This window comes from Lysinibacillus sp. G01H, from assembly GCF_028872195.1.
GTDB lineage: Bacteria > Bacillota > Bacilli > Bacillales_A > Planococcaceae > Lysinibacillus > Lysinibacillus capsici.
In genome coordinates, this window is the sequence record NZ_CP118397.1 from 1,499,693 (window position 1) to 1,522,368 (window position 22,676).

The following is a 22,676-nucleotide window of genomic DNA, read 5'->3' on the forward strand; positions in this document are numbered from 1 at the left end:
GGCTCTCCAAGCTTTTGGGGAGTTTTTTCTTGTTTCAGAGGTAAATGTTTTGTAGCATAAAGGTATCAACGAAAGAATAGGTGAATGACTGTGAACAATGCGATGACTGAAATGATGCAAGCACTTGAACAAGGGGATTTAGCATTAATAGATCAGCTACTAGAATCATTTTTAATGAAGGAGCTACCCGAGGAGATCTATGCACTTGCTGAGATTTTTATGCACTATGGGTACATGAAGGAAGCTGACCGTGTGCTGGAGCATTTACAATTTTTATTCCCAGAAGAAGCACAGTTAAAAATAGATCGTGCCAATGTCCTAATGGAGCTTGGTAATGAAGATGAAGCATTAGATTTATTATTAGAAATTGAAGAAACCTCCCCAGAATATCCACAAGCGTTATTGGTTTTAGCTGATTATTATCAAATGCAAGGGTTATTTGAGGTTGCAGAAAAGCGTATAAATGAAGCATTAGCAATTTTACCAGACGAGCCATTATTACATTTTGCGAAAGCAGAACTTTTATTTGAAACAGGTCGTTTTTTAGAGGCAGCAAGACTGTACGAGGACTTATATGAGCAGCAAAATGAATTTGCTGGTATTCAACTTGTCGAACGACTAGCGGAGGTTTATCGTGCAGGTGCAGCCTATGAGACGGCATTTGATTATTATGTCAAAGCCCTTGAAGATGAAGTAAAGCCCGATATTTTATTTGGAGCTGCTTATTCAGCCTTCCAGTCACAAAAATACGAGATGGCTATTAAACAACTAGAGGAATTGAAAGAATTAGATCCTGATTACTTCTCAGCCTATTTATTGCTTGCGGAAAGCTATGCAATGACAGAGGATAATCAAAAAGCATATGCTGCCATTCAAGAGGGGTTAAAGCGTGATGAATATGATAAATCGCTTTATTTATTCGCTGGTAAAATGGCATTGAAAAATGGTTTGCCAGAAGAAGCTGAGCAACATCTGAGAGAAGCTATAGCGCTCGATCCTGAATATATGGAAGCGGTACTGGCACTTATTTCAGTGTTTGGACAACAGGAGCGCCATGAGGATGTGATCGAGTTATTTGAGACATTACAGCAAAATGATTTTGAATGGAGCACTTTATATCCTTTTGCGGCAGAGGCATATGAAAATTTAGAATTGTACGACCGTGCATACGAATTTTACCGTTTGGCATATAATGATTTTAAGGAAGACGCAACATTTTTAGAAAAATATGTTTACTTCTTATTAGAAGAAGGAAAGCGTTCAGAGGCAAAAGAGGTTCTTGGACAATTAATCAACATTCAACCGGGTGAACCAGAGTGGCAGGAGAAGTTAGAAACCTTAGAATTTGAGTAAAGGAGGGAGTGGGTATGACTGCTTCTGTATCAGTTGTTGATAAAAAAGCATTTGTTCGATGGTTTTTAAAAAATTATCAATTGAAACGTCGTGAGTGTGTATGGATTTTAAATTACCTATTAAGTAATGATGACTTGTTAAAAAGAATCCGGTTTGTGGAAGAAGCTCACTATTGTCCTAGGGCAATGGTGATGTCGACAGTAGACTCAACAGGTGTGCCTTTTCGTTTCTATAAAGGCAATGTGATGACAGCAGATGCTGAGAAGTCTTTCCATGATTTACGCTTACATGAACAAGAAGATATGTATATACAATTGAATTTTCCTAATATACCACCAAGTGCACAATACTTAGCAGTTCTTGAAGAAAACCCTTATATGCCAGAAACACTGCTCGTCAGTGAAAAAGATCGTGTACTGGCAGAAGAGCTGCTTTCCAATAGCTTACTCGTATTCCAAGAAGAGAAATTACTTGCACAAATTGATGAAGCCCTCGACCAGGGAGATGAAGTGCGATTTTATGAATTGTCTAATTTGTTACAAGCATTGAAGGAAACGGCTAATTTACGTTAATTATAGGTAAAAATTGAATGTCCTTTATCCATTTCAATATGGTAACATTACTAGTGAATGATTGTTTTCACTTTTAATTGGGTATCCTATTGAAGAGTGGAAAAGGACATTTTTATTTTGCGATAAAAGGAGGTTTGTTGAATGTATTTTAATGCAAACGATGTAACATCGTTTATGGCACAAAAAGATTTTATTGATACCGCGGTTGTTCCACTTGTATCCATTGATCTCTCTTCTGAAAAAATGAAACAAAGTGGTGCCGAGGTAGATTTTGTCATGTCTTTAACTTCTTTTATAGAGCAGCAGTTTAAAGGTCGACTACTAGTCATGCCACCATTTTCTTATATGACAACTTTAAAAAACGATGATTTACCACAGCAATTAGAAGCACAATTACATAATGCTGGATTTAAGCATGTGTTCTTCATTACTTGTGACCATTATTGGACAAAGAGTGGAGAGATAGTCAATATGATTTGGTTACCAGCGATTCCTTTAGAAAGTATGGATGCCAGTGTGAAAAAATCCATTCTAGAAGATCAATTGCGACAAGTGATTCCAATGCTTTCGACTAAATGGGCACAGATTTAACAATTAGTTTCAATAAATGTTCACATTCTCCAGCTTTCCACAGAATGCTATATTGACCAAGCTATGGACTTGATATATCATATATATGTCCTAGTATTACTATTTGTAAAAGTATGTCCGTTGGACTGACCTTTAAGTTAGAGGGGGGAAAATAATGAGTAATAATCGAGTTTCACGTCGTCAATTTCTAAGTTATACTCTTACTGGTGTAGGTGGATTTATGGCGGCAGGTATGCTAATGCCAATGCTTCGCTTTGCAATTGATCCTGTGCTACAAAAGCATGAGGGTGGGGATTTTGTAAAAACAGAGCATAAAATCGCTGACTTGACTGAAGAGCCTGTAAAAGTGGACTTTTCATATGAACAAGTGGATGCATGGTATAAATCACAGGTTACAGATGTAGCTTGGGTTTATAAAAGTGGCGATCAAATCATTGCCCTTTCACCTGTTTGTAAGCATTTAGGATGTATGGTTGACTGGAATGGAGATTCTGCACACCCAGGTCAATTCTTCTGTCCATGCCACGCAGGACGTTATGAGAAAAACGGGAAAAACATTGCAGGTACACCGCCTCTAGGTCCGTTGGATGAATTTGAAGTACAAGAACAAGATGGCTATTTAATGATTGGTCCAGCTAAAGCAAATTCTCTAGTTAAATAAGTAAGGGGGTACGACAACAGTGCTAAATAAAATTTATGATTGGGTCGATGAACGCCTAGATATTACACCGATTTGGCGTGATATTGCCGACCACGAAGTGCCAGAGCACGTTAACCCTGCACATCATTTTTCAGCATTCGTTTACTGCTTTGGTGGATTAACATTCTTCATCACAGTAATTCAAATTTTATCTGGTATGTTCCTAACAATGTACTATGTACCAGACGTTGTGAATGCCTGGAAATCAGTTTATTATTTACAAAACGAAGTAGCATTTGGTGAAATCGTACGCGGTATGCACCACTGGGGAGCTTCATTAGTTATCGTAATGATGTTCTTACATACACTTCGTGTATTCTTCACAGGTTCTTATAAAAAACCTCGTGAATTAAACTGGATGGTTGGTGTAGGTATTTTTGGTGTAATGATGGGTCTTGGATTTACAGGATACTTATTACCATGGGATATGAAAGCATTATTCGCTACTAAAGTAGGTATCGAAATTGCAGCATCTGTACCGTTTATCGGTGGGATGATTAAAGTATTATTAGCGGGTGACACAACGATTCTCGGTGCTCAAACGTTAACTCGATTCTTTGCGATTCATGTATTCTTCTTACCTGCAGTATTGTTTGGGTTACTTGCAGCGCACTTTATCATGATTCGTCGTCAAGGAATTTCAGGACCGTTGTGATTGTCTTGACGGTTCGATGATCTTTAAAAGGAGGGGACACTATGCATCGCGGAAAAGGAATGAAATTTGTCGGCGATTCTCGTATTAAAGCGAATCACAGAATGCCGAACGTTCCAAAGGATTATTCCGAATATCCAGGTAAGACGGAAGCTTTCTGGCCGAACTTCTTACTGAAGGAATGGATGGTAGGTGCTGTATTTTTAATTGGATACTTATTATTAACTGTCGCTCACCCGTCACCACTTGAAGGGCCGGCAGATCCAACTAGAGCATATACACCACTACCGGACTGGTACTTCTTATTTATGTATCAACTTTTAAAATACTCATTTGCTTCTGGTCCATACAATGTAATCGGAGCTATTGTAATTCCAGGTCTTGCATTTGGAGCGCTATTATTAATGCCATTTTTAGACAAGGGTCCAGAACGTCGTCCATCTAAACGTCCATTGCCAACAGCGTTTATGTTATTAACTTTAGCTGCTATGTTCTACCTAACTTGGGAGTCAGTTGTTAACCACGACTGGGAAGCTCAAAAAGCTATGGGTGCAATCGTAGAAACAGTTGAATTCGATAAAGAATCAGAAGGTTATAAACTATACGCTGGCTCAGCTTGTATTACATGTCACGGTGAAGGCTTAGAAGGTGGAGCTGGTGCACCATCTCTAATGAACACTGGATTAACAGCTGATGAGATTAAGGACATTGCTCATAATGGTCGCGGTAACATGCCACCAGGATTATGGACAGGTTCAGATGAAGATCTTCAAAAACTTGCTGAATTCATCGAAAGCTTAAAAGCAGAGTAATAGTAAAAGAGTCAGGAAACTGGCTCTTTTTTTTCTACCTTGTTATACTATTGGGACTGGAAGCCATACAAAAAGGTTCCCTTGTATAAAGGGTTTTAGCGAAAGATGTCGAAAAAACATTTATTCCTGAAACAAGTTAGCGAATTAAAACAATAAAATAACACATATTGATGGTGAGATACAATTGAAAGGTAGAGTGAAGCTCTAGAATTTCAGAACTATACATAAATAATGGATTGTTTATATCGGAAGGAGTTAACATCATGCAACTAACAAGAGCAAATATTTGGTACCTTCTGACACATAAATCATTCTTGATTGCGCTGCTAATTGTTAATCTACTAGGTACATTTTATGGCTATTATTGGTATGGGTGGCAGCTTGCAATCACAGAGCCTATTTTTTATATTTTTGTTCCAGATAGTCCGACAGCTAGTTTATTCTTTTGTTTTGTGTTGATTGCTTGGATTATAGGGAAAAGCTGGCCACTGATGGAAGTACTTGCCCTTGTTACGTTGGTGAAATATGGCTTATGGGCAGATGTGATGAATATTTGGACATTAATTGAAACAGGTTCTATTGGCTGGCAGGGGTGGATGTTAGTTGGTTCACATTTTGCCATGGCTGTACAAGCTGTACTATATATGAAGAAATATGTCTTCACTTATTGGCATGTAGTGATAGCAGCTGTTTGGACACTGCATAATGATGTCATTGACTATGTATTTGGGCAAATGCCTATGTATCGAGATTTAGCCAATTACACAAGCTATATTGGCTACTTTACATTCTGGTTATCAATTGCATGTATTTTACTTGCCATTTTCTCAATTAGGTGGCGCAAATATTTGCCGAATTAGGGTATAAATTATAGAATTATAGTATCGAGGTAGAAAGGGGTTAGAAAATTGTCAATGAGCATGTATATTGTTTATTTTGCGATTATTATGCTGCTTCCACTTTATGCTCAACTGAAGGTAAAGGGTACGTATAAAAAATTTGCAAAGCAACGTACAATGAAGGGGCAGACTGGTGCTGAGGTAGCGCGTGCGATTTTAGACGCGAACGGCTTATATGATGTACGAGTTGTGCCAACGCAAGGTGTGTTGTCTGATCATTATAATCCGGCAACCAAAACAGTGGCTTTGTCAGAAAGTAACTTTTATGAAGCGAGTGTTGCAGGTGCTGCAGTAGCTGCCCATGAGGTAGGTCACGCCATCCAACATAAAGAAGCTTATTCTATGCTTACATTACGTAGTAAGCTCGTTCCAGTAGCAAACATTTCTTCCAATATGTCTTGGCTTTTTGTAATGATTGGTATTTTTACAAGTATGTCGAATTTATTGCTGTTAGGTATCATATTATTAGCAGCAGGTGTTGTTTTCCAATTAGTGACACTTCCGGTGGAGTTTGATGCCTCAAAGCGAGCATTAGTTCAAATGAATTCACTTGGCATTATTACAAATGAAGAAGAACGACCAGCACGAAAAGTATTAAGTGCTGCAGCCTTAACATATGTAGCAGCGGCAGCGGTAGCTGTACTTGAGTTATTACGTTTAATTTTAATTTTTACTAATATGCGTAGCGACGACTAAGAAAAAACTTGTTATAGTGGTACACCACTATAGCAAGTTTTTTATCTTCGTATGCTTTAATGAAGGGGTTGCTTTTGATCGTCTAGTGTGAAGCCTTCTCCTGCCACATCTCGTACTTCAATGATGGAAACAAATGCGTGCGGATCAACTTCATGCACAATAGATTTTAACCGTACAACTTCATTGCGGCCAATCACACAATAAATCACCTCTTTAGGTTGTTTCGTAAAATGACCATGTCCTTCTAAAATGGTGATACCACGCTCCATTCGAAGAGCAATTGTTTCAGCAATGGCTCCCGACTTTTCCGATATGATAAGCGCACCACGAGCCGCATAAGCACCTTCTTGTACAAAGTCAATAACACGGGCTCCAACAAATACGGCTACTAATGTATACATCATCGAACGAGCATCCAAGAACGTCAGCCAAGAAAGGATGATGACGATGGCATCGAAGACAAACATGGTTTTCCCCATACTCCAGCCAAAATATTTATGTCCGAGTCGGGCCAAAATATCGACACCACCTGTAGTGCCACCGAAACGAAAGACAATCCCAAGTCCCAATCCAACAAAGACACCAGCAAAAAGTGCCACAAGCAACATGTCATCCTCTAAATGGATGGTAAATTGATATTTTTGAAAAATTTTTAGAAAAAGAGATACAGATAAAGTGCCGACAAGCGTATAGACAAATGATTTTTTTCCAAGTAATCGATAACCTATGATAAACATGGGAATATTTAATAACAGGTTCATTAAGGCGGGGTCCCATCCTAATGTAAAATATAGTATGAGGGTAATCCCACTTAGTCCACCTTCACCCAGTTGATTTTGGATGTTGAAGTGAACAAAGCCGAAGCTGAAAACTGCTGCTCCGAGCATAATTGCGATAATATTACGAATTTTAATCTGTTTTAGCATTTGACCTCCTGTAGTTCCAAACAAATGAAGTAGTGTTATCTATTATCTGACATTTTATTGGTTTTGACAACAATGGTGTAAATTTTATACGATGGTAAATAGGAGTGTGATTTTTATGACAGATCAACTAACAATGCAAGCTTTACAACAGCGTGTCGATGACTATATAGGACAATTTAAAGAAGGCTATTTTCCACCATTTGAATTACTTGCACGTCTAACAGAAGAATTAGGTGAACTATCACGCGAAGTTCAGGATGTCTATGGACAGAAAAAGAAAAAGAGTACTGAGGATATAAATAGTATTGAAGAGGAACTAGGAGACTTTTTCTTTGTACTAGTCTGTTTTGCAAATGCTCAAGGTATTAAACTAGATGAAGCACTTTTACGCGTCATACATAAATTTGAAACTAGAGATAAGGATCGTTGGACTAGAAAGGATGAAGAATGATGTCGATTCGTGTAGCTATTGCAGGAGCAAGAGGAAAAATGGGAGCTGAGGCTGTACATACGGTCATGAAACATGACAAAATGGAATTAGTAGCTGTACTAGATTATAAGGAAGTAGGAAAAACTTTAGCTGATTTAGATATGTTTCCAGCAAGCTATACAGTGCCTATATTTACAGAAATGCATGATCTTGTAGAAGCAACTGCACCAGATGTACTAGTGGATTTATCTAATCCACATGCAGTCTACAAACATACAAAGGAAGCACTGAATTTAAATGTACGACCTGTAATTGGTACAACAGGATTTACAGATGCACAACTAGAGGAATTATCAGCCATGGCCAAAGAAAAAGAGTTAGGTTGCATTATTGCACCAAACTTTGCGATTGGTGCTATCCTAATGATGAAGTTTGCAAAAGAAGCAGCCAAATACTTACCAGATGTAGAGATTATAGAAATGCACCATGATCAGAAGCTTGATGCACCATCTGGGACAGCGGTGAAAACGGCTCAGTTAATACAAGAGGTCCGTACGCCTAAGGCACAAGGACATCTAGAAGAGAAAGAAACCATTAAAGGTGCAAGAGGTGGAGACTTTGACGGTATGCGCATTCATTCCGTACGTTTACCTGGTTTAGTGGCACACCAGCAAGTATTATTTGGAGGGGATGGGCAGCTACTAACGATTCGCCATGATTCATTAAACCGTAATTCTTTTATGTCGGGTGTTGCATTTTGCATAGAAGAGGTTATGAAAATGGATCAGCTTGTTTATGGTTTAGAAAACATCATCTAAAGATTGGGATGGAAGCTATATGAAAATCGCATTGATTGCACATGATCGTAAAAAAGATAATTTAGTACAGTTTGCTATTGCTTACCAAAATATTTTACAAGAACACACACTATATGCTACCGGCACAACAGGACAACGTGTCATCGAAGCTACTGGTTTGGAAGTTACACGTTTTCGTTCAGGGCCACTTGGTGGCGATCAACAAATTGGCGCAATGATTGCCAATAATGATATGGACATGGTGATATTTTTCCGTGATCCTTTAACAGCACAGCCACATGAGCCAGATGTTTCTGCACTAATCCGTCTTTGTGATGTTTACCAAGTGCCACTGGCAACCAATATGGGAACTGCAGAAATATTACTAAAAGGCCTCCAGGAAGGCTTTGTGGATTGGAGACTGATACAAGAAAGACGCAATTAACAAAAGACGTGATTCAGAAAGGATGATCATCGAATGAAAAAGCTAAAAATAGGCATTACCTGTTATCCTACAGTTGGTGGCTCTGGTGTCATTGCAACAGAATTAGGCAAAATGCTTGCAGAAAGAGGACATGAAATTCACTTCATCACCTCAAGCGTACCATTTCGATTGAATAAAATTTATCCAACCGTCTTTTTCCATGAAGTCGAAGTTAATAATTATTCAGTATTTCAATATTCTCCCTACGATATTGCATTAGCGAGTAAAATGGCAGACGTCATCAAGGATGAAGAGTTGGATGTGCTACATGTGCATTATGCCATCCCACATGCAGTATGTGCGGTGCTAGCACGTGAAATGAGCGGCCGAGACATTGGCATCGTTACGACCCTTCATGGCACAGATATATCGGTGCTTGGGCAAGATTCTACGCTCTCACAGGCCATTAAGTATGGGATTGATAAATCTGATATTGTGACAACCGTGTCACAGGCATTAAAAGAACAAACCTATGAACTGATTGATACAGTAAAACCAATTGAAACGATTTATAACTTTGTGGACGAACGCGAATACTTCCCACGAAATTTAGGAAACTTAAAAGAGCAATTTGGTATTCAAGAAGATGAAAAAGTCCTCATTCATGTATCAAACTTCCGTAAAATAAAGAACCTTCCACACATTGTAGACGCCTTTATGAAAATCCGTGCCAACATGAAAGCAAAGCTCTTATTAGTAGGTGATGGCCCAGAAAAGCATCGTGTCATGGATCAAGTAAAAGGAAGTCCTTATATGAAGGATGTTTTATTTTTAGGGAAACAAGAAAACTTAGCTGAACTGTATGCGATTAGTGACCTAAAGCTATTATTATCACAGCAAGAATCGTTTGGACTGGTGTTACTAGAGGCAATGGCTTGTGGTGTACCTTGTATTGGAACAAATGTAGGTGGTATTCCAGAAGTCATTGAGCACGGTGTAGACGGTTATATCGTGGAATTAGGTGATACAGAGGCAGTTGCGGCGTATGCAACCCATTTATTGCAAGATGAGGAACAATTACTGCGCTTCCGAGAAGCGGCCATCCGTGCAGTAAGTGAAAAATTCCACTCATCCAAAATTGTGGAACAATATGAAAATCTGTACGAGAAGGTTGCGGAAAGAAATCATGCAAAACAATAAAGAATGGCAAGCAGCCTATTCAGTCATTGAACAATTAGAACAGGCGGGATTTGAAGCAGTTATTGTTGGTGGAGCTGTAAGAGATGCTTTACTCAATCGTCCTGCCCATGATGTAGATGTGGCTACAAATGCCTTGCCTGAAGAAGTAAAAACTGTGTTTCAAAAGACTGTAGATATTGGGATTCAGCATGGGACGGTACTTGTTATCGTACCCGCTGGACCTGTGGAAGTGACTACCTATCGGACAGATGGGGAATATACAGATCATCGAAGACCACAGAATGTCCATTTTGTTCGATCTCTAAAAGAGGATTTACAACGCCGAGATTTTACGATGAACGCCATTGCCATGCGTCATGATGGCTCTTTTGTAGATTATTATGGTGGACGACAAGATATTGAAAAGCGCGTTATACGAGCGGTAGGAGAGGCAGAAAAACGGTTTGCAGAAGATGCTCTAAGAATGCTGCGAGCAATTCGCTTCTCCGCACAGCTTGATTTTACAATCGAGGCGAATACAATAACAGCCATCCAGCAAAGGGCTGCTGATCTGAGATTTATTGCAAAAGAACGCATTAAAGCAGAGCTTGATAAGCTTTGGATAGGACAAACAGTTTTTGGGGGTATACAAAAACTAGAGGACTGTGGGTTAACGGCCTATTTAACGGGTGATTTTCAAGCTTCACAATGGCGTAATTTTCAAACAAAGGATGCCCTTCTTGGCTGGGCATACTTTGCCTTACTGCAAGGAACAGCATGGCGTGAGGTAGTGCGCGATTATCGATTATCTAATAAGGAAATGGCGTTTATTAAATCCGTTTTAACAGCTTATGACGATTTAAAAGATGGTTGGACAAATCGCCATTATTTTAACTACACAGAGCAAGAACTAGTGGCTGCACAATATTTTGCCCAACTTCGCCAATTAGACGCTTCGATACCTCAACAATCTATTCGAGAATTACAGGCAAAATTACCGATTCAACATAAGCAAGAATTAGTGGTGAATGGGGCTGATTTACTGAAATGGTCTGGCAAAAAGGGTGGGCCGTGGGTAAAAGCCGCATTGGAGGATCTGCTGACAGCCATTCTTCATCATGAACTTCAAAATGATCGACAACAGATTAAAAGCTGGGTTGAGCAGCAGGATCTTACTTAAAGCCCAATACATGATAGTCAAAAGCCGTCTCCCATTTCGGGAGGCGGTTTTATTAAATTCCTATCGTTGGTGGTCATTTACGTTAATTTACAGTATGATTAAGACAAAATAAGTTACATAACAAGAGTACAGTTAACTAAAGGATGGATGTGAAGATGACAATTTCCATGAAGGACGAAATTTTAAAAAGAATATTGGCTGCTGATGGAGAAGCGGTTTCAGGTCAGGAATTAGCAAATTCTCTTGGTGTCTCAAGAACCGCTGTTTGGAAGCATATGCAAACATTACAAGAGGAAGGATATACATTCGAAACTATTAAGAAAAAGGGGTATGTATTGACAGGTGTACCAAATAGCTTGAGCCCCACACAGATTGAGCTTTTTTTAAAGACAGAGCATTTTGGACGTGAGATCCATTATTACGATGTAGTTGATTCAACACAAACGATTGCGCATAAGCTTGCACAGGAAGGAGCTCCACACGGTACAATTATTATTGGTGAGGAGCAAACAGCGGGGCGAGGTCGTATGGCTCGTCCTTGGGAGTCTGCCCATGGGACAGGTATTTGGATGACCGTTATCGTTCGGCCAGATGTTACGCCCCAGCAGGCCTCATCCTATACACTTGTGGTGGCAGTAGCTGTCACAATGGCCATTAAAACATTATATAAACATGTAGAGCCAGCCATTAAATGGCCCAATGATTTATTGATTAATGGCAAAAAATGTACAGGGATTTTAACGGAAATGCAGGCAGAGGCGGATCTTGTGCAAGCTTTACTTGTTGGAATTGGCATAAATGCGAACCAAGCAACAGCTGACTTTTCACCTGATATTGCGGATATTGCCACTTCATTACGATTAGAAGCAGGGGAAGAAATCAATCGTGCAGCACTTGTTGCCTCTATCTTACACTATTTAGAACAATTTACAGAACTATACGTCAAAGAGGGTTTTGCGAGTCTAAAGACACTATGGCAGCAATTGTCCTGTACAATTGGTCAACGTATAGAGGTAACGACGATACGTGAACGTTTTGAAGGGGTTGCCAGTGGCATTACAGACGATGGTGTTCTGCAACTGACACAGGATGATGGAACGATTCGCACGATCTATGCGGGAGACATCAAAATATTATAAACAAGAAGCTGCAAGTAATGTCCTATACTTGCGGCTTCTCATGTTGTTGCAAAAAGATGATGTCAACGGCAGAAAAAGCAACTTTGCAAGGTGAGGGGTTGATTTCCGTTCCGCCAGCGTCCTTTCCAGGGGGCGTCCGATGAGCCGCTTCACTCACTTACGTTCGCTCCAGGGTCTCATCTGTGACGCTAAATCCCCTAGGAGTGACGCTGGCTCCACTCCAATCAACCATTCTGCAAAAGTGTCTTTGCTTTATCTTTCATACTGGCCGTAGCGAACAAAATAATCCATTATTAGTATTATTAGAGAATCGATAGACTCTTATTTTCAATGTGGGGAAGTCATGCGTAACAGCACCTCTTCATAAAGAGTCGTGAACACCTTCACTTTATTTGAAAACCTTTGCTAAAAGGTAACACTTTTGTAGGTTGAAGTGGAAGGGTACTTGACTCCCGTGGGATCACGAGACAGCCAAAACTCTAAACGGAGCGGTAGCAGAGGAAGCGATTCGGCGCTCGCCTACAGGAAAGAAAGTAGTCTGCAACGGAAACCATTTTCACCTTTCACAAAAATTCTATTAATGGTTTTGTTTTTCAACAATATGAGAAGCTGCAAGTAACGTCCTGTACTTGCAGCTTCTTTTATTGTCTATTCTTTATTTTAATGACACATCTATATCACCATGTGATAAGGAAACATTCAGTTGGTGCTCACCCTTAGTTACTTGTGTCACGGTGCCACTTTGTTCTTCATCATTAATGGTTACATCACCGAAGTCTGTTTTGAGATCATAACCTACATCACTTTGTTTGTTTTGTAAGTGGAGCGTTGTATCGCCAAAACTAGAGGTAATGGTTGATTGGCCATTTAATGTGCCATCTATATCGATATCTCCATGCTCGCTCTCAATAGTGAAGCCGTTACTAGTAAGATGCTGAAGCGTTAAATCACCAAAGGACTGCCTAATCTCTGTTCTGTCACCAGTCGTGTTGTTGAAAGTAATATCTCCATAATCCTGGATGAGATTAAGCTGCTGATACTGTAGCCCATGAATGGCTGTATCGCCAAAATTACTGTCTATCACAATCGCCTCTATTTTTGTATCATTTGGGACATAGAGTTTGATTGAAGGGGAAGAGAGGTTCCCGAAGCCAAATTGAAAACCATCCTTTTTCTTTGCCATTGTTTCGATGGTTAAAGTTCCGTTATCAATATGATATGTTACATCTGCTTGCTCAAGGACCTTTGTGTCTAATTTAAAGTCACGACCACTTGCAACAATCTCCACATCTCCATAATCATTTACGATATTAATACTTGTGAATGCATCTAAAGCATAAGACTGACTTACTAATTTAGTATTACTTGGGACATAAAGACCCTCTGAATCTTTTAGAATCAGCCAGCGCCCCCCTGAAAAATAGCCAATCAATGCGAGTAGAATGCCTAATGCAATCATTGTCATGGCAATAAGGGTATTTTTTGACGTCATTTAGAAGTCCCCCTTTTTTTGCTTCTTTGTCATTTTGTGGAATAGTCTGCCTAATGTTTCAACAGAGACAACAACGGTTTTCTTGATAACACGAGCAACAACTGGGAACAGTAGGACTCCCAAGCCTGTTACGATTAACCCGACACCCATAAAGAGCAGGGCAGTCGGCCAATGCTCTGTTAAAATTAAGAAACCTGATATGATTGCCACAACGCCACCGGCAAAAATACTAATTACAGTTGCGACAATAGCAAAGATTAAGCTGATAATGACTGCGCCAAATGAAAAAATGAGTGCAATGGCTGTTGCAAGTAATGGCAATGAAAGGGGCGCAGACAGTATAGCTAGAATAATGAGCCAAATAGCAGACATATTCTTTTTTGTTGATTTTGCCGAGGAGGTTTCTAAATCCTTTAATGCGAAATCAGCTAATATTTGTGAGGCGACATGTGAAGGAGAGCCAAGTTGTGAAATAACCTGATGTTCATTTTCCTCTCCAGCTTCCTCAAAGTATTCTTCATAATAGGCAAGCGCAGCGTCTAACTCATGCGCAGGAAGCCGACGTAATTTTCCTCGTAGCTGTTTCAAATAGCTTGCTCTATCCATCTAAATTCCCTCCTAAAAGTACACAATCAACCTTTTCCTTATACATTTGCCATTCTTTTAATAGCTCTAATAATCGTATACGTCCTTGCTCTGTAATTTGATAATAGCGTCTATTTCTACCTTGATAAGGCTGATCGTACGTTGTTAAGTAATGCGCTTTTTGTAAGCGGCGTAATACAGGATACAGTGTAGACTCTGAAATCTCCATGACTGATTGTACCTGCTGTGTTAAAGAATAACCGTAGGCGTCCTCTTTCTCGACAATAGCCAGTACACAAGCATCAAGTAAAGCTGAACCAAGCTGAAATGTCATCTTTTCACCTCACATGTAATACCTATACTTCATTTTATATTATATGGCATATAGTATGTGGATAGTATATGACGTATAACATTGATTGTCAATTCTAAAAGAAAATTTTTTCCAATGTTGTTAGACGAAGATATTGTAAGAAAATAATATTTGAAGATTAATAGGGAAATCTGTTATAGTATGTGCGAAGGGCAGTATCCATTGTGAACGGCACCTTCAAAACGCAATAGACTATACTACCAAATATCTGCCTTGATCTTTTAGACAGGGACGGAAGAAAACGATACGTTCAAATATAGCTTTCATTTTGCAAGCTATTGCCTCTTTAAGGGGTCTTTTTATCATTGAACGACACACTACCCTTCTGTCTATTTTCGGCCAGAAGGGTTTTTCTGTTTTCTTCCTTTAAAAAAGGAGGACTACAAAATGAAAACGACAACAGATTTTTTAAAGATGAAAGCGGCAGGCGAAAAAATCGTGATGGTGACGGCCTATGATTATCCAGCTGCTAAATTCGCGGAAGAAGCTGGTGTTGAGATGATACTAGTCGGGGATTCACTTGGAATGGTCGTGCTTGGCTATGATTCTACAATGCCTGTAACTGTAACGGATATGGTTCATCATGCAAAAGCAGTAAGACGAGGGGCAAAGGATACGTTTATTGTTGTTGATATGCCCTTTGGTTCTTATCATGGCGATGTCAATGAGACACTCAAAACAGCCATTGCGATGATGCAACAAACAGGAGCAGATGCTTTAAAAGTTGAAGGGGCAGGTGAAGTTATACCTGTCATTCGTAGATTAACGTCAGCTGGTATTCCAGTAGTAGCTCACTTAGGCTTGTTGCCTCAATCAGCTGGAGTGCTTGGTGGTTATAAGGTACAAGGAAAAACAGCTGAACAGGCTGCTACACTGCTTGAAGAAGCAAAACAGTGTGAAGCGGCTGGAGCATGTGCAGTCGTGTTGGAATGTATCCCTCATCAGCTGACAGAGCTTGTTTCAGCTAGTCTTGTTATTCCAACGATTGGCATAGGCGCTGGTATTGAGGCTGATGGACAAGTGCTGGTGTATCATGACATGCTAAGCTACGGTTCGCACCATGTACCGAAATTTGTTCAACAATTTGCTGATATGGGCAAAGAAGCAAGCGCGGGGATGATGGGTTACGTAGAAGCAGTGAAAGCGGGTACTTTCCCAGCTCCAAAGCATTTCTTCACAATGAAAGAGGAAGCATTAGATCAGCTATATGGAGGCGTTAAATGATGAAAGTCATCACGACCATACAGGCATTAGCCACAGAAATTCAAGCAGCTAAGCATGCTCAAAAAACGATTGGACTTGTTCCGACAATGGGCTATTTACATGAAGGTCATTTAACATTAGCACAAACAGCTCGTGTAGAAAATGATGTCGTTGTGATGAGTATATTTGTCAACCCAACACAATTTGGGCCAAATGAGGATTTTGAAAGTTATCCTCGTGATTTGCCTAGAGATACTGCATTAGCTGAATCTGTGGGCGTTGATATTGTGTTCGCACCAAGTGTGGAGGAAATGTATCCTCAAGATGGAGGCATTCGTCTACATGCAGGCGAGCAGGCTACCATTCTTTGTGGTGCGAGTCGTCCTGGTCATTTTGATGGTGTTTTACAGGTCGTCTCTAAATTATTTCATTTAACACTGCCAACAAGAGCTTATTTCGGTCAAAAAGATGCACAGCAGGTTGCGATTATTGCGACAATGGTACGTGATTTTAATTTCCCTTTAGAAATGCGTGTTGTCCCAATTGTACGCGAGGAGGACGGTTTGGCGAAATCTTCTCGTAATGTCTATTTAAGCAAGTCAGAGCGACAAGAGGCTCCAGCGATCAATGAAGCATTACAGTTGGCTCGCGATAGCTTTTTAGTGAATGGTGATGCTGATAGCGCACTTGCTAAAGCAAAAGCTCATATTCATGCAAGAACACATGGCCGCATTGATTATATTGAATTATTAGCATATCCAGATTTAACACCAGTGACAGCTACAACTCAGCAAGTACTGTTGGCAGCAGCTGTTTATATAGGTAAGACACGTTTAATAGATAATTGTATTTTTACCGTGAAAGAGGGAATATAGTATGTTACGTATGATGATGAATAGTAAAATTCACCGTGCAACAGTGACACAGGCAGATTTAAACTATGTAGGCTCTATAACAATAGATGAAGATATTTTAGATGCAGTAGGTATGCTGGCAAACGAAAAAGTACATGTTGTGAATAACAATAATGGCGCTCGTTTTGAAACATATATTATAGCTGGTGAACGAGGATCAGGTGTCATTTGTGTTAATGGCGCAGCAGCAAGACTTGTGCAGCGTGGTGATATTGTCATCATTATTTCCTATGTGTATGTGGATAATCATGAGGCTAAAGACCATCAACCAACTGTAGCCATCATGGGAGAGGGCAATACAATTAAGGAAATGATTGCACACGAGCCAGAAGCAACTGTGATGTAATTCAGCAATAGTATAACTTAATACTAGAGAGGAGGATGGCAAAGCATAGCCAATCCTCCTTTTTTATGATTGAATTTGTTATAAAAGTAACTGGTAAAATTTTGCTTTTATTACTATTAAACTAGTTTATAAAATTATAATTTTACAAATGTTCTAGTATTTTGCGTCATATTTATGTAGAATTTAGTTGTTAGTACATCATTTTACTAGTGGAGGTATCATTTGTCATGGAAAATAAACGTAACAAATTTTTAACAGCAACTGCAGCAGCATTGGCTGTAACAGCGGTAGCGGTAGTACCAGCATCAGCAGCAAGCCCTTTTTCGGATGTAAAGGAAAGTCATGCAGATTTTGAAGGCATTTCTACACTTTATGCAGCAGGGATTATTAGTGGTTACCCAGATGGTACATTCAAACCAGATACTAATGTCACACGTGGACAAGCGGCAAAAATGATTGCAGGCGCATTAAAATTGGATACAAAAGAAGTAGAGGATCCAAAATTTACGGATATTAGTGCATCAAATCCTTATTATGGCTCGATTGCAGCTCTAGTAGGATTAAATGTCATTACAGGCTATGGAGATAATACTTTCCGTCCAAACCAAACAATTACACATGGCGATTTAGCAAAAATCTTAGCATCTATTCCAACATTACCGGAGCTAGAAAGTGCAAAAAATCATGAGGCTAGTGAAAAAGTTACACGTGGACAACTGGCGACATTCATTGCAGAGGCTCTAACAAAGTCAAACCCAGAAACACCAGAAACACCAGAGACTCCTGAAACACCAGCAGATGCATTCTCATTATCGATTTTACATGTGAATGATACACATGCTCGTGCAAATGAATTACCTAAATTGGCGACAGCTGTAAAAGAACAAAGGGAAGCAAAGAAAAATGTTTTAACATTACATGCTGGCGATGCATTTAATGGTACATTATATTTCAATGAATTCCATGGACAAGCAGATCTAGCGCTATTAAATGAAATTGGCTTTGATGCAATGGTATTTGGTAACCATGAATTTGATTTAGGTGCCTCTCCAGAAGGTCATCAAGCATTAGCGGATTTTGTTAAAGGGGCTAAATTCCCATTTGTAGATGCTAATGCTGATTTCTCAGCAGATGATAAATTCACTGGTTTATTTACAGACTTAATTTCAAGTGAACCTGAAAATGGTAAAATTTATTCTGGTATTGTAAAAGAAATTGATGGAGAAAAAGTTGGTATTTTCGGCTTAACGACTGAGGAAACGGTTGATATTGCTTCTCCTGATAAAGTAACATTTACAAATTATATAGAGGAAGCGAAAAAAGCTGTGGCAGCCTTTGAAGGAATGGGTGTCAACAAAATTATCGCTTTAACACATATTGGCTACAATGATAATCCGAATGTTGATAATGATATTTTACTAGCTAAAAATGTACCAGGCATTGATGTAATTGTTGGCGCACATGATCATACAAAATTAGACGAGCCATTCGTTGTTGATACAAATACAGTAGGTGAAGCGAAGGATGCTACATTAATTGTACAGGCCAATGAGTATGTAAAATACTTAGGTACGCTTGATGTAACATTTGATGGAGATGGCATAGTTACTGAATATGGTGGCGAATTAATCGACCTTGGTAAGGTAGCTGAAGACGAATCATTAGTAAAATTACTAGCACCTTATAAAGCAAAAGTAGATGAAGTGAACAACAAAGAAATCGGTGTAACACTAAAAGAAGCTTTAGCTAACCCACGTGCAAGTGAAACAAGTCTTGAAAGTGTGCGTAGTAATGAAACAGCCCTAGGTAATATCATTACAGATGGTATGCTAGCAAAGGCACAAAAATATACTGATAAAACGGTTGTAATGGCATTACAAAATGGCGGTGGTATTCGAGAAGCAATTCCAGCTGGGAATATTACAGTTGGTCAAGTAATTACAGTATTACCATTCGGTAATACATTAGCATTAATGGATGCAACAGGTGCTGAGCTAAAAGCAGCATTTGAAGTGTCCTTGAAAAATGCACCTAAAGAAAATGGTGGCTTCTTACACATTGCTGGAGCGAAATTACAATATGATTCGTCAAAAGAAGTAGGCTCACGTGTTGTATCTATCGAATATTTAGATAAAGCAACAGGTAAATATGTTGCTATTGAAGATGGTAAAACTTACACAGTTGCTACAAATGCCTATACTGCTAAAGGTGGAGATGGCCTAGATATGTTTGCTAAAGCATATGAAGAAGGTCGTGTTACAGATTTAGGCTTATCTGATTGGGAAAACCTTCAAGAGCAATTACTATCACTTAAAGAAGTGAAAACAACAACAGAAGGTCGTATTGTTGATGTAGCAAAAAAACAATAAGCGTAACGTTGTTTGAGTAAGCACTCCATAACGATTCCACAACGCAACCTTAGGGGATTGATTTCTCCAAGGTTGCGTTTTTTGTATGGATGCGGTGATTCAACAAAGAGGAGAAAGGATGCCGCAGAGCCAATAATATGATAAAATTCAACTTATCTAATGTGAACTGTGAGTTGAGATGTATGATGGAAAGTCAAAAATATGCAATTGTAGATTTGGAGACAACTGGTCATTCACCAGCCAATGGGGACCGGATGATTCAAATTGCCATTGTTATTATGAAGGATTGGGAAATTGAGCGTACCTATACGAAGTTCATTAATCCAGGGAAAGCTATTCCAACTTTCATTCAAGATTTAACGCATATAACGAATGAGGATGTAAAGGATGCCTTCCCATTTGAAGCGCATGCGGATTACATATATGAGCTACTTGCTGACTGTGTATTTGTTGCACATAATGCAGATTTTGACTTATCCTTTTTACAAGCAGAGTTTAAACGTGCTGGACTACCGAAATGGCAAGGTAAAAAAATGGATACGGTGGAGCTAGCTAAAATTTTGTTCCCTATGTCCCTTGGTTTTAAGCTAGGAGATTTAGCGGCCGATTTAAATATTGAGTTAGCAAATGCACATCGAGCGGATGACGATGCTCGCGCGACAGCGGAGCTATTCAAGCATTGCTGGAAGGAGCTACTAAGTTTACCGCAGCTTACACTTGAACAGATGCATAAGCGTTCCTTTCGCTTGAAATCAAATATTTCTCAGCTTTTTTTTGAGGCGTTGCAAATTAAGCGCCAGCATACGACGGGCCGCGAAAATGTACATTATTACCGTAATTTTGCGATTGGCAATGGCCGAAATAAGCATGAGCATGTGACAGAAACGATTGCCTACCCTCAATCAGTAGATGAGAAAATAACTTTAATGTCAAAGGCACTGCCAAATTTTGAGGAACGTCCTGCACAATTTGACATGATGGACACGATTTGGCGGGCATTACATGAACAACAGGAGTGCGTGATTGAAGCTTCTACAGGTATTGGTAAAACTGCTGGCTATTTACTTCCAGCCATCTTATTTGCCCGTGCTGTCAATAAAAAGATTGCCATCAGTACGTATACTTCCTATTTACAAGAACAGCTTGTAGAAGAAGAGCTACCAAAGATCGAAAAAATCCTTGGGACAAAAGTGAATTTGTGTGTGCTGAAGGGAATGCAGCATTATATTGATCTCGATCGCTTTGAGCAATGTATGGCATATGCTGATGAATCCTATGATGATACATTTACTATTTTACAAATACTTGTGTGGTTGACCAAAACAGAGACAGGTGTGTTGAGCGAGCTCAATGTTTCTGGTGGCGGACAACTGTTTTTAGAAAAAATCCGAAAAATACCGAATGACAAGCCTTCAAAGGGCTTTGATTTCTATGAGCAAGCTTTAAAGAACAGTGCAGTTGCTGACTGTATTGTAACGAATCACGCCATGGTTTTAAGTGATTTAGTGCGTCAAACACCACTCTTTACAGAAATAGATGGCTGGATTATTGACGAGGCGCATCAATTTATTCAGGCTGCTATGCAGCAGGATGAAGTAGTCTTCTCCTACACACAATGGAAGTATATTTTTGGACAAATTGGTACGATGGAGGATACGGCTTTATTTCAGCAGTTTTGCCAGGCAGCGAAGAAAAAACAGCGAGTAGCCATGCGAAATTTACAGCATCTTGATGCACAATTTATACGTTTGCAGCGGACATTTGATGATACAATCCAGAGAACAATTCAAAAATTGCAACAGCAAATGAAAGGGAAACAAGCAGGTAGCAAATGTACCTTGTTTTTAGAGGATGTTTCACTTGCGAAAGAATCGTTTGCACAAGTAAGCAAACTAACCCAGCAATGGCTGGATCTCGCTACTACCATTACACAGTCTTTCGAAAATGCGATTGAGCAGCTAGATAAAAACGATCAATATGTATTATCTGAATGGCAATATTGGATTCGCGAAGTGAAGATAAAAATTGCAGAATGGGACGATATTTTTCTGTCACCACAGGAAGGCAATTCTATTTGGTTAGAATTTGATGTACGAAGTGTCCCAGGCAGTCTCCATGTCTTTAAGAAGCCTGTCAATGTAACGCCGATAATTGAACAAGTATTAGCACCATTACGTCAGCAAGCAAGTATTGTTTGGACATCAGGCACATTAACGGTACCAGGCAATGAGCGCTTTGTTACACGCCAGTTGGGCATTTCTGATGATGTTGAAGTCTTGAAACTACAAGCTCCGCCAGCCTATTATGCTGGAGCTAAGGCATTTATCGTCACCGATATGCCAGATATTCAGCATGTCAGCCAAGAAGAATACATTGAGGCTGTTGCCCATGCAATTACGAGGACTGTTCGAATGACAGAAGGGCGTTGCTTTGTACTCTTTACAGCACAGGATATGCTACGAAAAACAGTCGAGCTTATCCAAGATAGTGAACTATTAGATGATTACATGCTATTTGCACAAGGTGTAACAGGTGGTAGCCGTATGCGCATTCTAAAATCATTCCAAAAATTTAGTCATGCCGTTCTATTTGGTACAAACAGTTTTTGGGAGGGTGTAGATGTTCCAGGAGATGCACTGGCCTCTGTCATTGTCGTACGATTACCATTTTCTTCACCAGAAGAGCCTGTTTTTAAGGCGAGGGCAAAGCACCTAACTACTCAAGGCCGCAATTCCTTTACTGAGCTTTCCCTACCAGAAGCGATCATGAGGTTTAAGCAAGGCTTTGGTCGATTAATACGTTCTTCGCAGGATAAAGGAGCTTTTATTGTCCTAGACCGACGAATTACTAGTAAGTCATATGGGAAAGAGTTTATTAAGGCATTGCCACCTATCGATGTCAAGAAATTGCAGCTACCCGAATTGTTAAAGGAACTAAATCATTGGCAAAAATAATAGAAACCCCTTTTAGCATTGCTAGAAGGGGTTTTTTACATATTGTTGAAGCCATAAAAGAGTGGCGATGTTTATGATTCTCGTTGCTTG

General features: G+C 39.5%; 23 protein-coding genes. 19 read left to right on the plus strand and 4 right to left on the minus strand.

What is annotated here, in order from left to right; genetic code table 11:
* Window positions 1-84: 84 nt before the first annotated feature.
* The 8 genes from PSR12_RS07290 to PSR12_RS07325 all read left to right on the plus strand — a co-directional run bounded on the left by PSR12_RS07290 (window position 85) and on the right by PSR12_RS07325 (window position 6,275).
* A complete protein-coding gene (locus PSR12_RS07290; RefSeq protein ID WP_274772341.1) occupies window positions 85-1,353 on the plus strand; it encodes a tetratricopeptide repeat protein in 1,269 nt (422 codons plus the stop codon).
* Window positions 1,354-1,367: 14 nt separating this feature from the next.
* Entirely contained in the window at window positions 1,368-1,925 is a 558-nt protein-coding gene (locus tag PSR12_RS07295) for a ReoY family proteolytic degradation factor (RefSeq protein ID WP_048389838.1), read from the plus strand.
* A gap of 141 nt (window positions 1,926-2,066) precedes the next feature.
* Window positions 2,067-2,516, plus strand: coding sequence for a DUF2487 family protein (locus PSR12_RS07300; RefSeq protein ID WP_048389840.1), 450 nt, complete (start codon window positions 2,067-2,069; stop codon window positions 2,514-2,516).
* 154 nt (window positions 2,517-2,670) lie between these two features.
* Entirely contained in the window at window positions 2,671-3,177 is a 507-nt protein-coding gene (locus PSR12_RS07305; RefSeq protein ID WP_004232660.1) for a QcrA and Rieske domain-containing protein, read from the plus strand.
* 19 nt (window positions 3,178-3,196) lie between these two features.
* A complete protein-coding gene (qcrB, locus tag PSR12_RS07310; RefSeq protein WP_004232663.1) occupies window positions 3,197-3,871 on the plus strand; it encodes a menaquinol-cytochrome c reductase cytochrome b subunit in 675 nt (224 codons plus the stop codon).
* Window positions 3,872-3,912: 41 nt separating this feature from the next.
* Window positions 3,913-4,680, plus strand: a complete 768-nt coding sequence (locus tag PSR12_RS07315; RefSeq protein WP_004232669.1) for a menaquinol-cytochrome c reductase cytochrome b/c subunit — start codon at window positions 3,913-3,915, stop codon at window positions 4,678-4,680.
* Between the two features lie 263 nt (window positions 4,681-4,943).
* The gene (locus PSR12_RS07320) at window positions 4,944-5,540 is read left to right on the plus strand and encodes a lipoprotein heptaprenylglyceryl N-acetyltransferase LhaT (RefSeq protein ID WP_274772346.1); all 597 of its coding nucleotides are present in this window, start codon (window positions 4,944-4,946) and stop codon (window positions 5,538-5,540) included.
* Between the two features lie 54 nt (window positions 5,541-5,594).
* On the plus strand, window positions 5,595-6,275 hold the full coding sequence (locus PSR12_RS07325; RefSeq protein WP_274773443.1) for a zinc metallopeptidase: 681 nt from the start codon (window positions 5,595-5,597) through the stop codon (window positions 6,273-6,275).
* Between the two features lie 56 nt (window positions 6,276-6,331).
* Here the strand turns inward: PSR12_RS07325 and PSR12_RS07330 are convergent, their stop codons facing one another.
* Window positions 6,332-7,201, minus strand: a complete 870-nt coding sequence (locus PSR12_RS07330; protein WP_004232676.1) for a YitT family protein — start codon at window positions 7,199-7,201, stop codon at window positions 6,332-6,334.
* 115 nt (window positions 7,202-7,316) lie between these two features.
* Here PSR12_RS07330 and PSR12_RS07335 point away from each other — a divergent pair, with 115 nt between their 5' ends.
* The 6 genes from PSR12_RS07335 to PSR12_RS07360 all read left to right on the plus strand — a co-directional run bounded on the left by PSR12_RS07335 (window position 7,317) and on the right by PSR12_RS07360 (window position 12,350).
* Entirely contained in the window at window positions 7,317-7,652 is a 336-nt protein-coding gene (locus tag PSR12_RS07335; RefSeq protein WP_274772349.1) for a nucleotide pyrophosphohydrolase, read from the plus strand.
* Window positions 7,652-8,449 carry a 4-hydroxy-tetrahydrodipicolinate reductase gene (dapB, locus tag PSR12_RS07340; protein ID WP_274772351.1) on the plus strand — a complete coding sequence of 266 codons (798 nt, stop codon included), beginning with the start codon at window positions 7,652-7,654 and terminating at the stop codon, window positions 8,447-8,449. Before PSR12_RS07335 ends, dapB begins: the two co-directional genes overlap by 1 nt.
* 19 nt (window positions 8,450-8,468) lie before the next feature.
* Window positions 8,469-8,873, plus strand: a complete 405-nt coding sequence (gene mgsA / locus PSR12_RS07345; protein WP_004232690.1) for a methylglyoxal synthase — start codon at window positions 8,469-8,471, stop codon at window positions 8,871-8,873.
* A 33-nt stretch (window positions 8,874-8,906) separates the two neighbouring features.
* Window positions 8,907-10,052 carry an N-acetyl-alpha-D-glucosaminyl L-malate synthase BshA gene (gene bshA / locus PSR12_RS07350; protein ID WP_221680623.1) on the plus strand — a complete coding sequence of 382 codons (1,146 nt, stop codon included), beginning with the start codon at window positions 8,907-8,909 and terminating at the stop codon, window positions 10,050-10,052.
* On the plus strand, window positions 10,039-11,211 hold the full coding sequence (locus tag PSR12_RS07355; protein WP_274772354.1) for a CCA tRNA nucleotidyltransferase: 1,173 nt from the start codon (window positions 10,039-10,041) through the stop codon (window positions 11,209-11,211). Before bshA ends, PSR12_RS07355 begins: the two co-directional genes overlap by 14 nt.
* Before the next feature lie 155 nt (window positions 11,212-11,366).
* Window positions 11,367-12,350 (plus strand): biotin--[acetyl-CoA-carboxylase] ligase, encoded by a 984-nt coding sequence (locus tag PSR12_RS07360; RefSeq protein WP_263082381.1) that lies wholly within the window; start codon window positions 11,367-11,369, stop codon window positions 12,348-12,350.
* 655 nt (window positions 12,351-13,005) lie between these two features.
* Here the strand turns inward: PSR12_RS07360 and PSR12_RS07365 are convergent.
* From PSR12_RS07365 to PSR12_RS07375, 3 genes are read right to left on the minus strand one after another with little or no spacing between them, the layout of a single operon-like run.
* Window positions 13,006-13,842 (minus strand): DUF4097 family beta strand repeat-containing protein, encoded by an 837-nt coding sequence (locus tag PSR12_RS07365; protein WP_274772358.1) that lies wholly within the window; start codon window positions 13,840-13,842, stop codon window positions 13,006-13,008.
* On the minus strand, window positions 13,843-14,448 hold the full coding sequence (locus PSR12_RS07370) for a DUF1700 domain-containing protein (RefSeq protein WP_066037628.1): 606 nt from the start codon (window positions 14,446-14,448) through the stop codon (window positions 13,843-13,845). It abuts the gene before it with no gap.
* The gene (locus PSR12_RS07375; RefSeq protein ID WP_004232706.1) at window positions 14,441-14,761 is read right to left on the minus strand and encodes a PadR family transcriptional regulator; all 321 of its coding nucleotides are present in this window, start codon (window positions 14,759-14,761) and stop codon (window positions 14,441-14,443) included. The genes PSR12_RS07370 and PSR12_RS07375 overlap by 8 nt, the downstream gene beginning before the upstream one ends.
* A 426-nt stretch (window positions 14,762-15,187) precedes the next feature.
* Here PSR12_RS07375 and panB point away from each other — a divergent pair, with 426 nt between their 5' ends.
* The 5 genes from panB (at window position 15,188) to dinG (ending at window position 22,586) form a co-directional block, all read left to right on the plus strand.
* Window positions 15,188-16,024 carry a 3-methyl-2-oxobutanoate hydroxymethyltransferase gene (panB, locus tag PSR12_RS07380; protein ID WP_274772361.1) on the plus strand — a complete coding sequence of 279 codons (837 nt, stop codon included), beginning with the start codon at window positions 15,188-15,190 and terminating at the stop codon, window positions 16,022-16,024.
* Complete coding sequence (panC, locus tag PSR12_RS07385; protein WP_221680878.1) at window positions 16,024-16,878, plus strand: pantoate--beta-alanine ligase; 855 nt, start codon at window positions 16,024-16,026, stop codon at window positions 16,876-16,878. The genes panB and panC overlap by 1 nt, the downstream gene beginning before the upstream one ends.
* A gap of 1 nt (window position 16,879) precedes the next feature.
* Window positions 16,880-17,263 carry an aspartate 1-decarboxylase gene (gene panD, locus PSR12_RS07390; RefSeq protein ID WP_009370842.1) on the plus strand — a complete coding sequence of 128 codons (384 nt, stop codon included), beginning with the start codon at window positions 16,880-16,882 and terminating at the stop codon, window positions 17,261-17,263.
* A gap of 227 nt (window positions 17,264-17,490) precedes the next feature.
* Window positions 17,491-19,632, plus strand: coding sequence for a 5'-nucleotidase C-terminal domain-containing protein (locus tag PSR12_RS07395; RefSeq protein WP_274772363.1), 2,142 nt, complete (start codon window positions 17,491-17,493; stop codon window positions 19,630-19,632).
* A gap of 182 nt (window positions 19,633-19,814) precedes the next feature.
* Complete coding sequence (gene dinG / locus PSR12_RS07400) at window positions 19,815-22,586, plus strand: ATP-dependent DNA helicase DinG (protein WP_274772365.1); 2,772 nt, start codon at window positions 19,815-19,817, stop codon at window positions 22,584-22,586.
* The last annotated feature ends 90 nt before the right edge of the window (window positions 22,587-22,676 follow it).

What these genes read in the sequence shown, in the direction of transcription:
- PSR12_RS07330 (WP_004232676.1), bottom strand. Translation starts at nt 7,201, where the DNA reads ATGCTAAAACAGATTAAAATTCGTAATATTATCGCAATTATGCTCGGA.
- bshA (WP_221680623.1), top strand. Translation starts at nt 8,907, where the DNA reads ATGAAAAAGCTAAAAATAGGCATTACCTGTTATCCTACAGTTGGTGGC.
- panC (WP_221680878.1), top strand. Translation starts at nt 16,024, where the DNA reads ATGAAAGTCATCACGACCATACAGGCATTAGCCACAGAAATTCAAGCA.
- PSR12_RS07365 (WP_274772358.1), bottom strand. Translation starts at nt 13,842, where the DNA reads ATGACGTCAAAAAATACCCTTATTGCCATGACAATGATTGCATTAGGC.
- PSR12_RS07320 (WP_274772346.1), top strand. Translation starts at nt 4,944, where the DNA reads ATGCAACTAACAAGAGCAAATATTTGGTACCTTCTGACACATAAATCA.
- PSR12_RS07315 (WP_004232669.1), top strand. Translation starts at nt 3,913, where the DNA reads ATGCATCGCGGAAAAGGAATGAAATTTGTCGGCGATTCTCGTATTAAA.
- PSR12_RS07305 (WP_004232660.1), top strand. Translation starts at nt 2,671, where the DNA reads ATGAGTAATAATCGAGTTTCACGTCGTCAATTTCTAAGTTATACTCTT.
- PSR12_RS07375 (WP_004232706.1), bottom strand. Translation starts at nt 14,761, where the DNA reads ATGACATTTCAGCTTGGTTCAGCTTTACTTGATGCTTGTGTACTGGCT.
- panD (WP_009370842.1), top strand. Translation starts at nt 16,880, where the DNA reads ATGTTACGTATGATGATGAATAGTAAAATTCACCGTGCAACAGTGACA.
- panB (WP_274772361.1), top strand. Translation starts at nt 15,188, where the DNA reads ATGAAAACGACAACAGATTTTTTAAAGATGAAAGCGGCAGGCGAAAAA.
- PSR12_RS07325 (WP_274773443.1), top strand. Translation starts at nt 5,595, where the DNA reads ATGAGCATGTATATTGTTTATTTTGCGATTATTATGCTGCTTCCACTT.
- PSR12_RS07395 (WP_274772363.1), top strand. Translation starts at nt 17,491, where the DNA reads ATGGAAAATAAACGTAACAAATTTTTAACAGCAACTGCAGCAGCATTG.
- mgsA (WP_004232690.1), top strand. Translation starts at nt 8,469, where the DNA reads ATGAAAATCGCATTGATTGCACATGATCGTAAAAAAGATAATTTAGTA.
- PSR12_RS07290 (WP_274772341.1), top strand. Translation starts at nt 85, where the DNA reads ATGACTGTGAACAATGCGATGACTGAAATGATGCAAGCACTTGAACAA.
- PSR12_RS07360 (WP_263082381.1), top strand. Translation starts at nt 11,367, where the DNA reads ATGACAATTTCCATGAAGGACGAAATTTTAAAAAGAATATTGGCTGCT.
- PSR12_RS07295 (WP_048389838.1), top strand. Translation starts at nt 1,368, where the DNA reads ATGACTGCTTCTGTATCAGTTGTTGATAAAAAAGCATTTGTTCGATGG.
- dinG (WP_274772365.1), top strand. Translation starts at nt 19,815, where the DNA reads ATGATGGAAAGTCAAAAATATGCAATTGTAGATTTGGAGACAACTGGT.
- PSR12_RS07335 (WP_274772349.1), top strand. Translation starts at nt 7,317, where the DNA reads ATGACAGATCAACTAACAATGCAAGCTTTACAACAGCGTGTCGATGAC.
- PSR12_RS07355 (WP_274772354.1), top strand. Translation starts at nt 10,039, where the DNA reads ATGCAAAACAATAAAGAATGGCAAGCAGCCTATTCAGTCATTGAACAA.
- PSR12_RS07300 (WP_048389840.1), top strand. Translation starts at nt 2,067, where the DNA reads ATGTATTTTAATGCAAACGATGTAACATCGTTTATGGCACAAAAAGAT.
- dapB (WP_274772351.1), top strand. Translation starts at nt 7,652, where the DNA reads ATGTCGATTCGTGTAGCTATTGCAGGAGCAAGAGGAAAAATGGGAGCT.
- PSR12_RS07370 (WP_066037628.1), bottom strand. Translation starts at nt 14,448, where the DNA reads ATGGATAGAGCAAGCTATTTGAAACAGCTACGAGGAAAATTACGTCGG.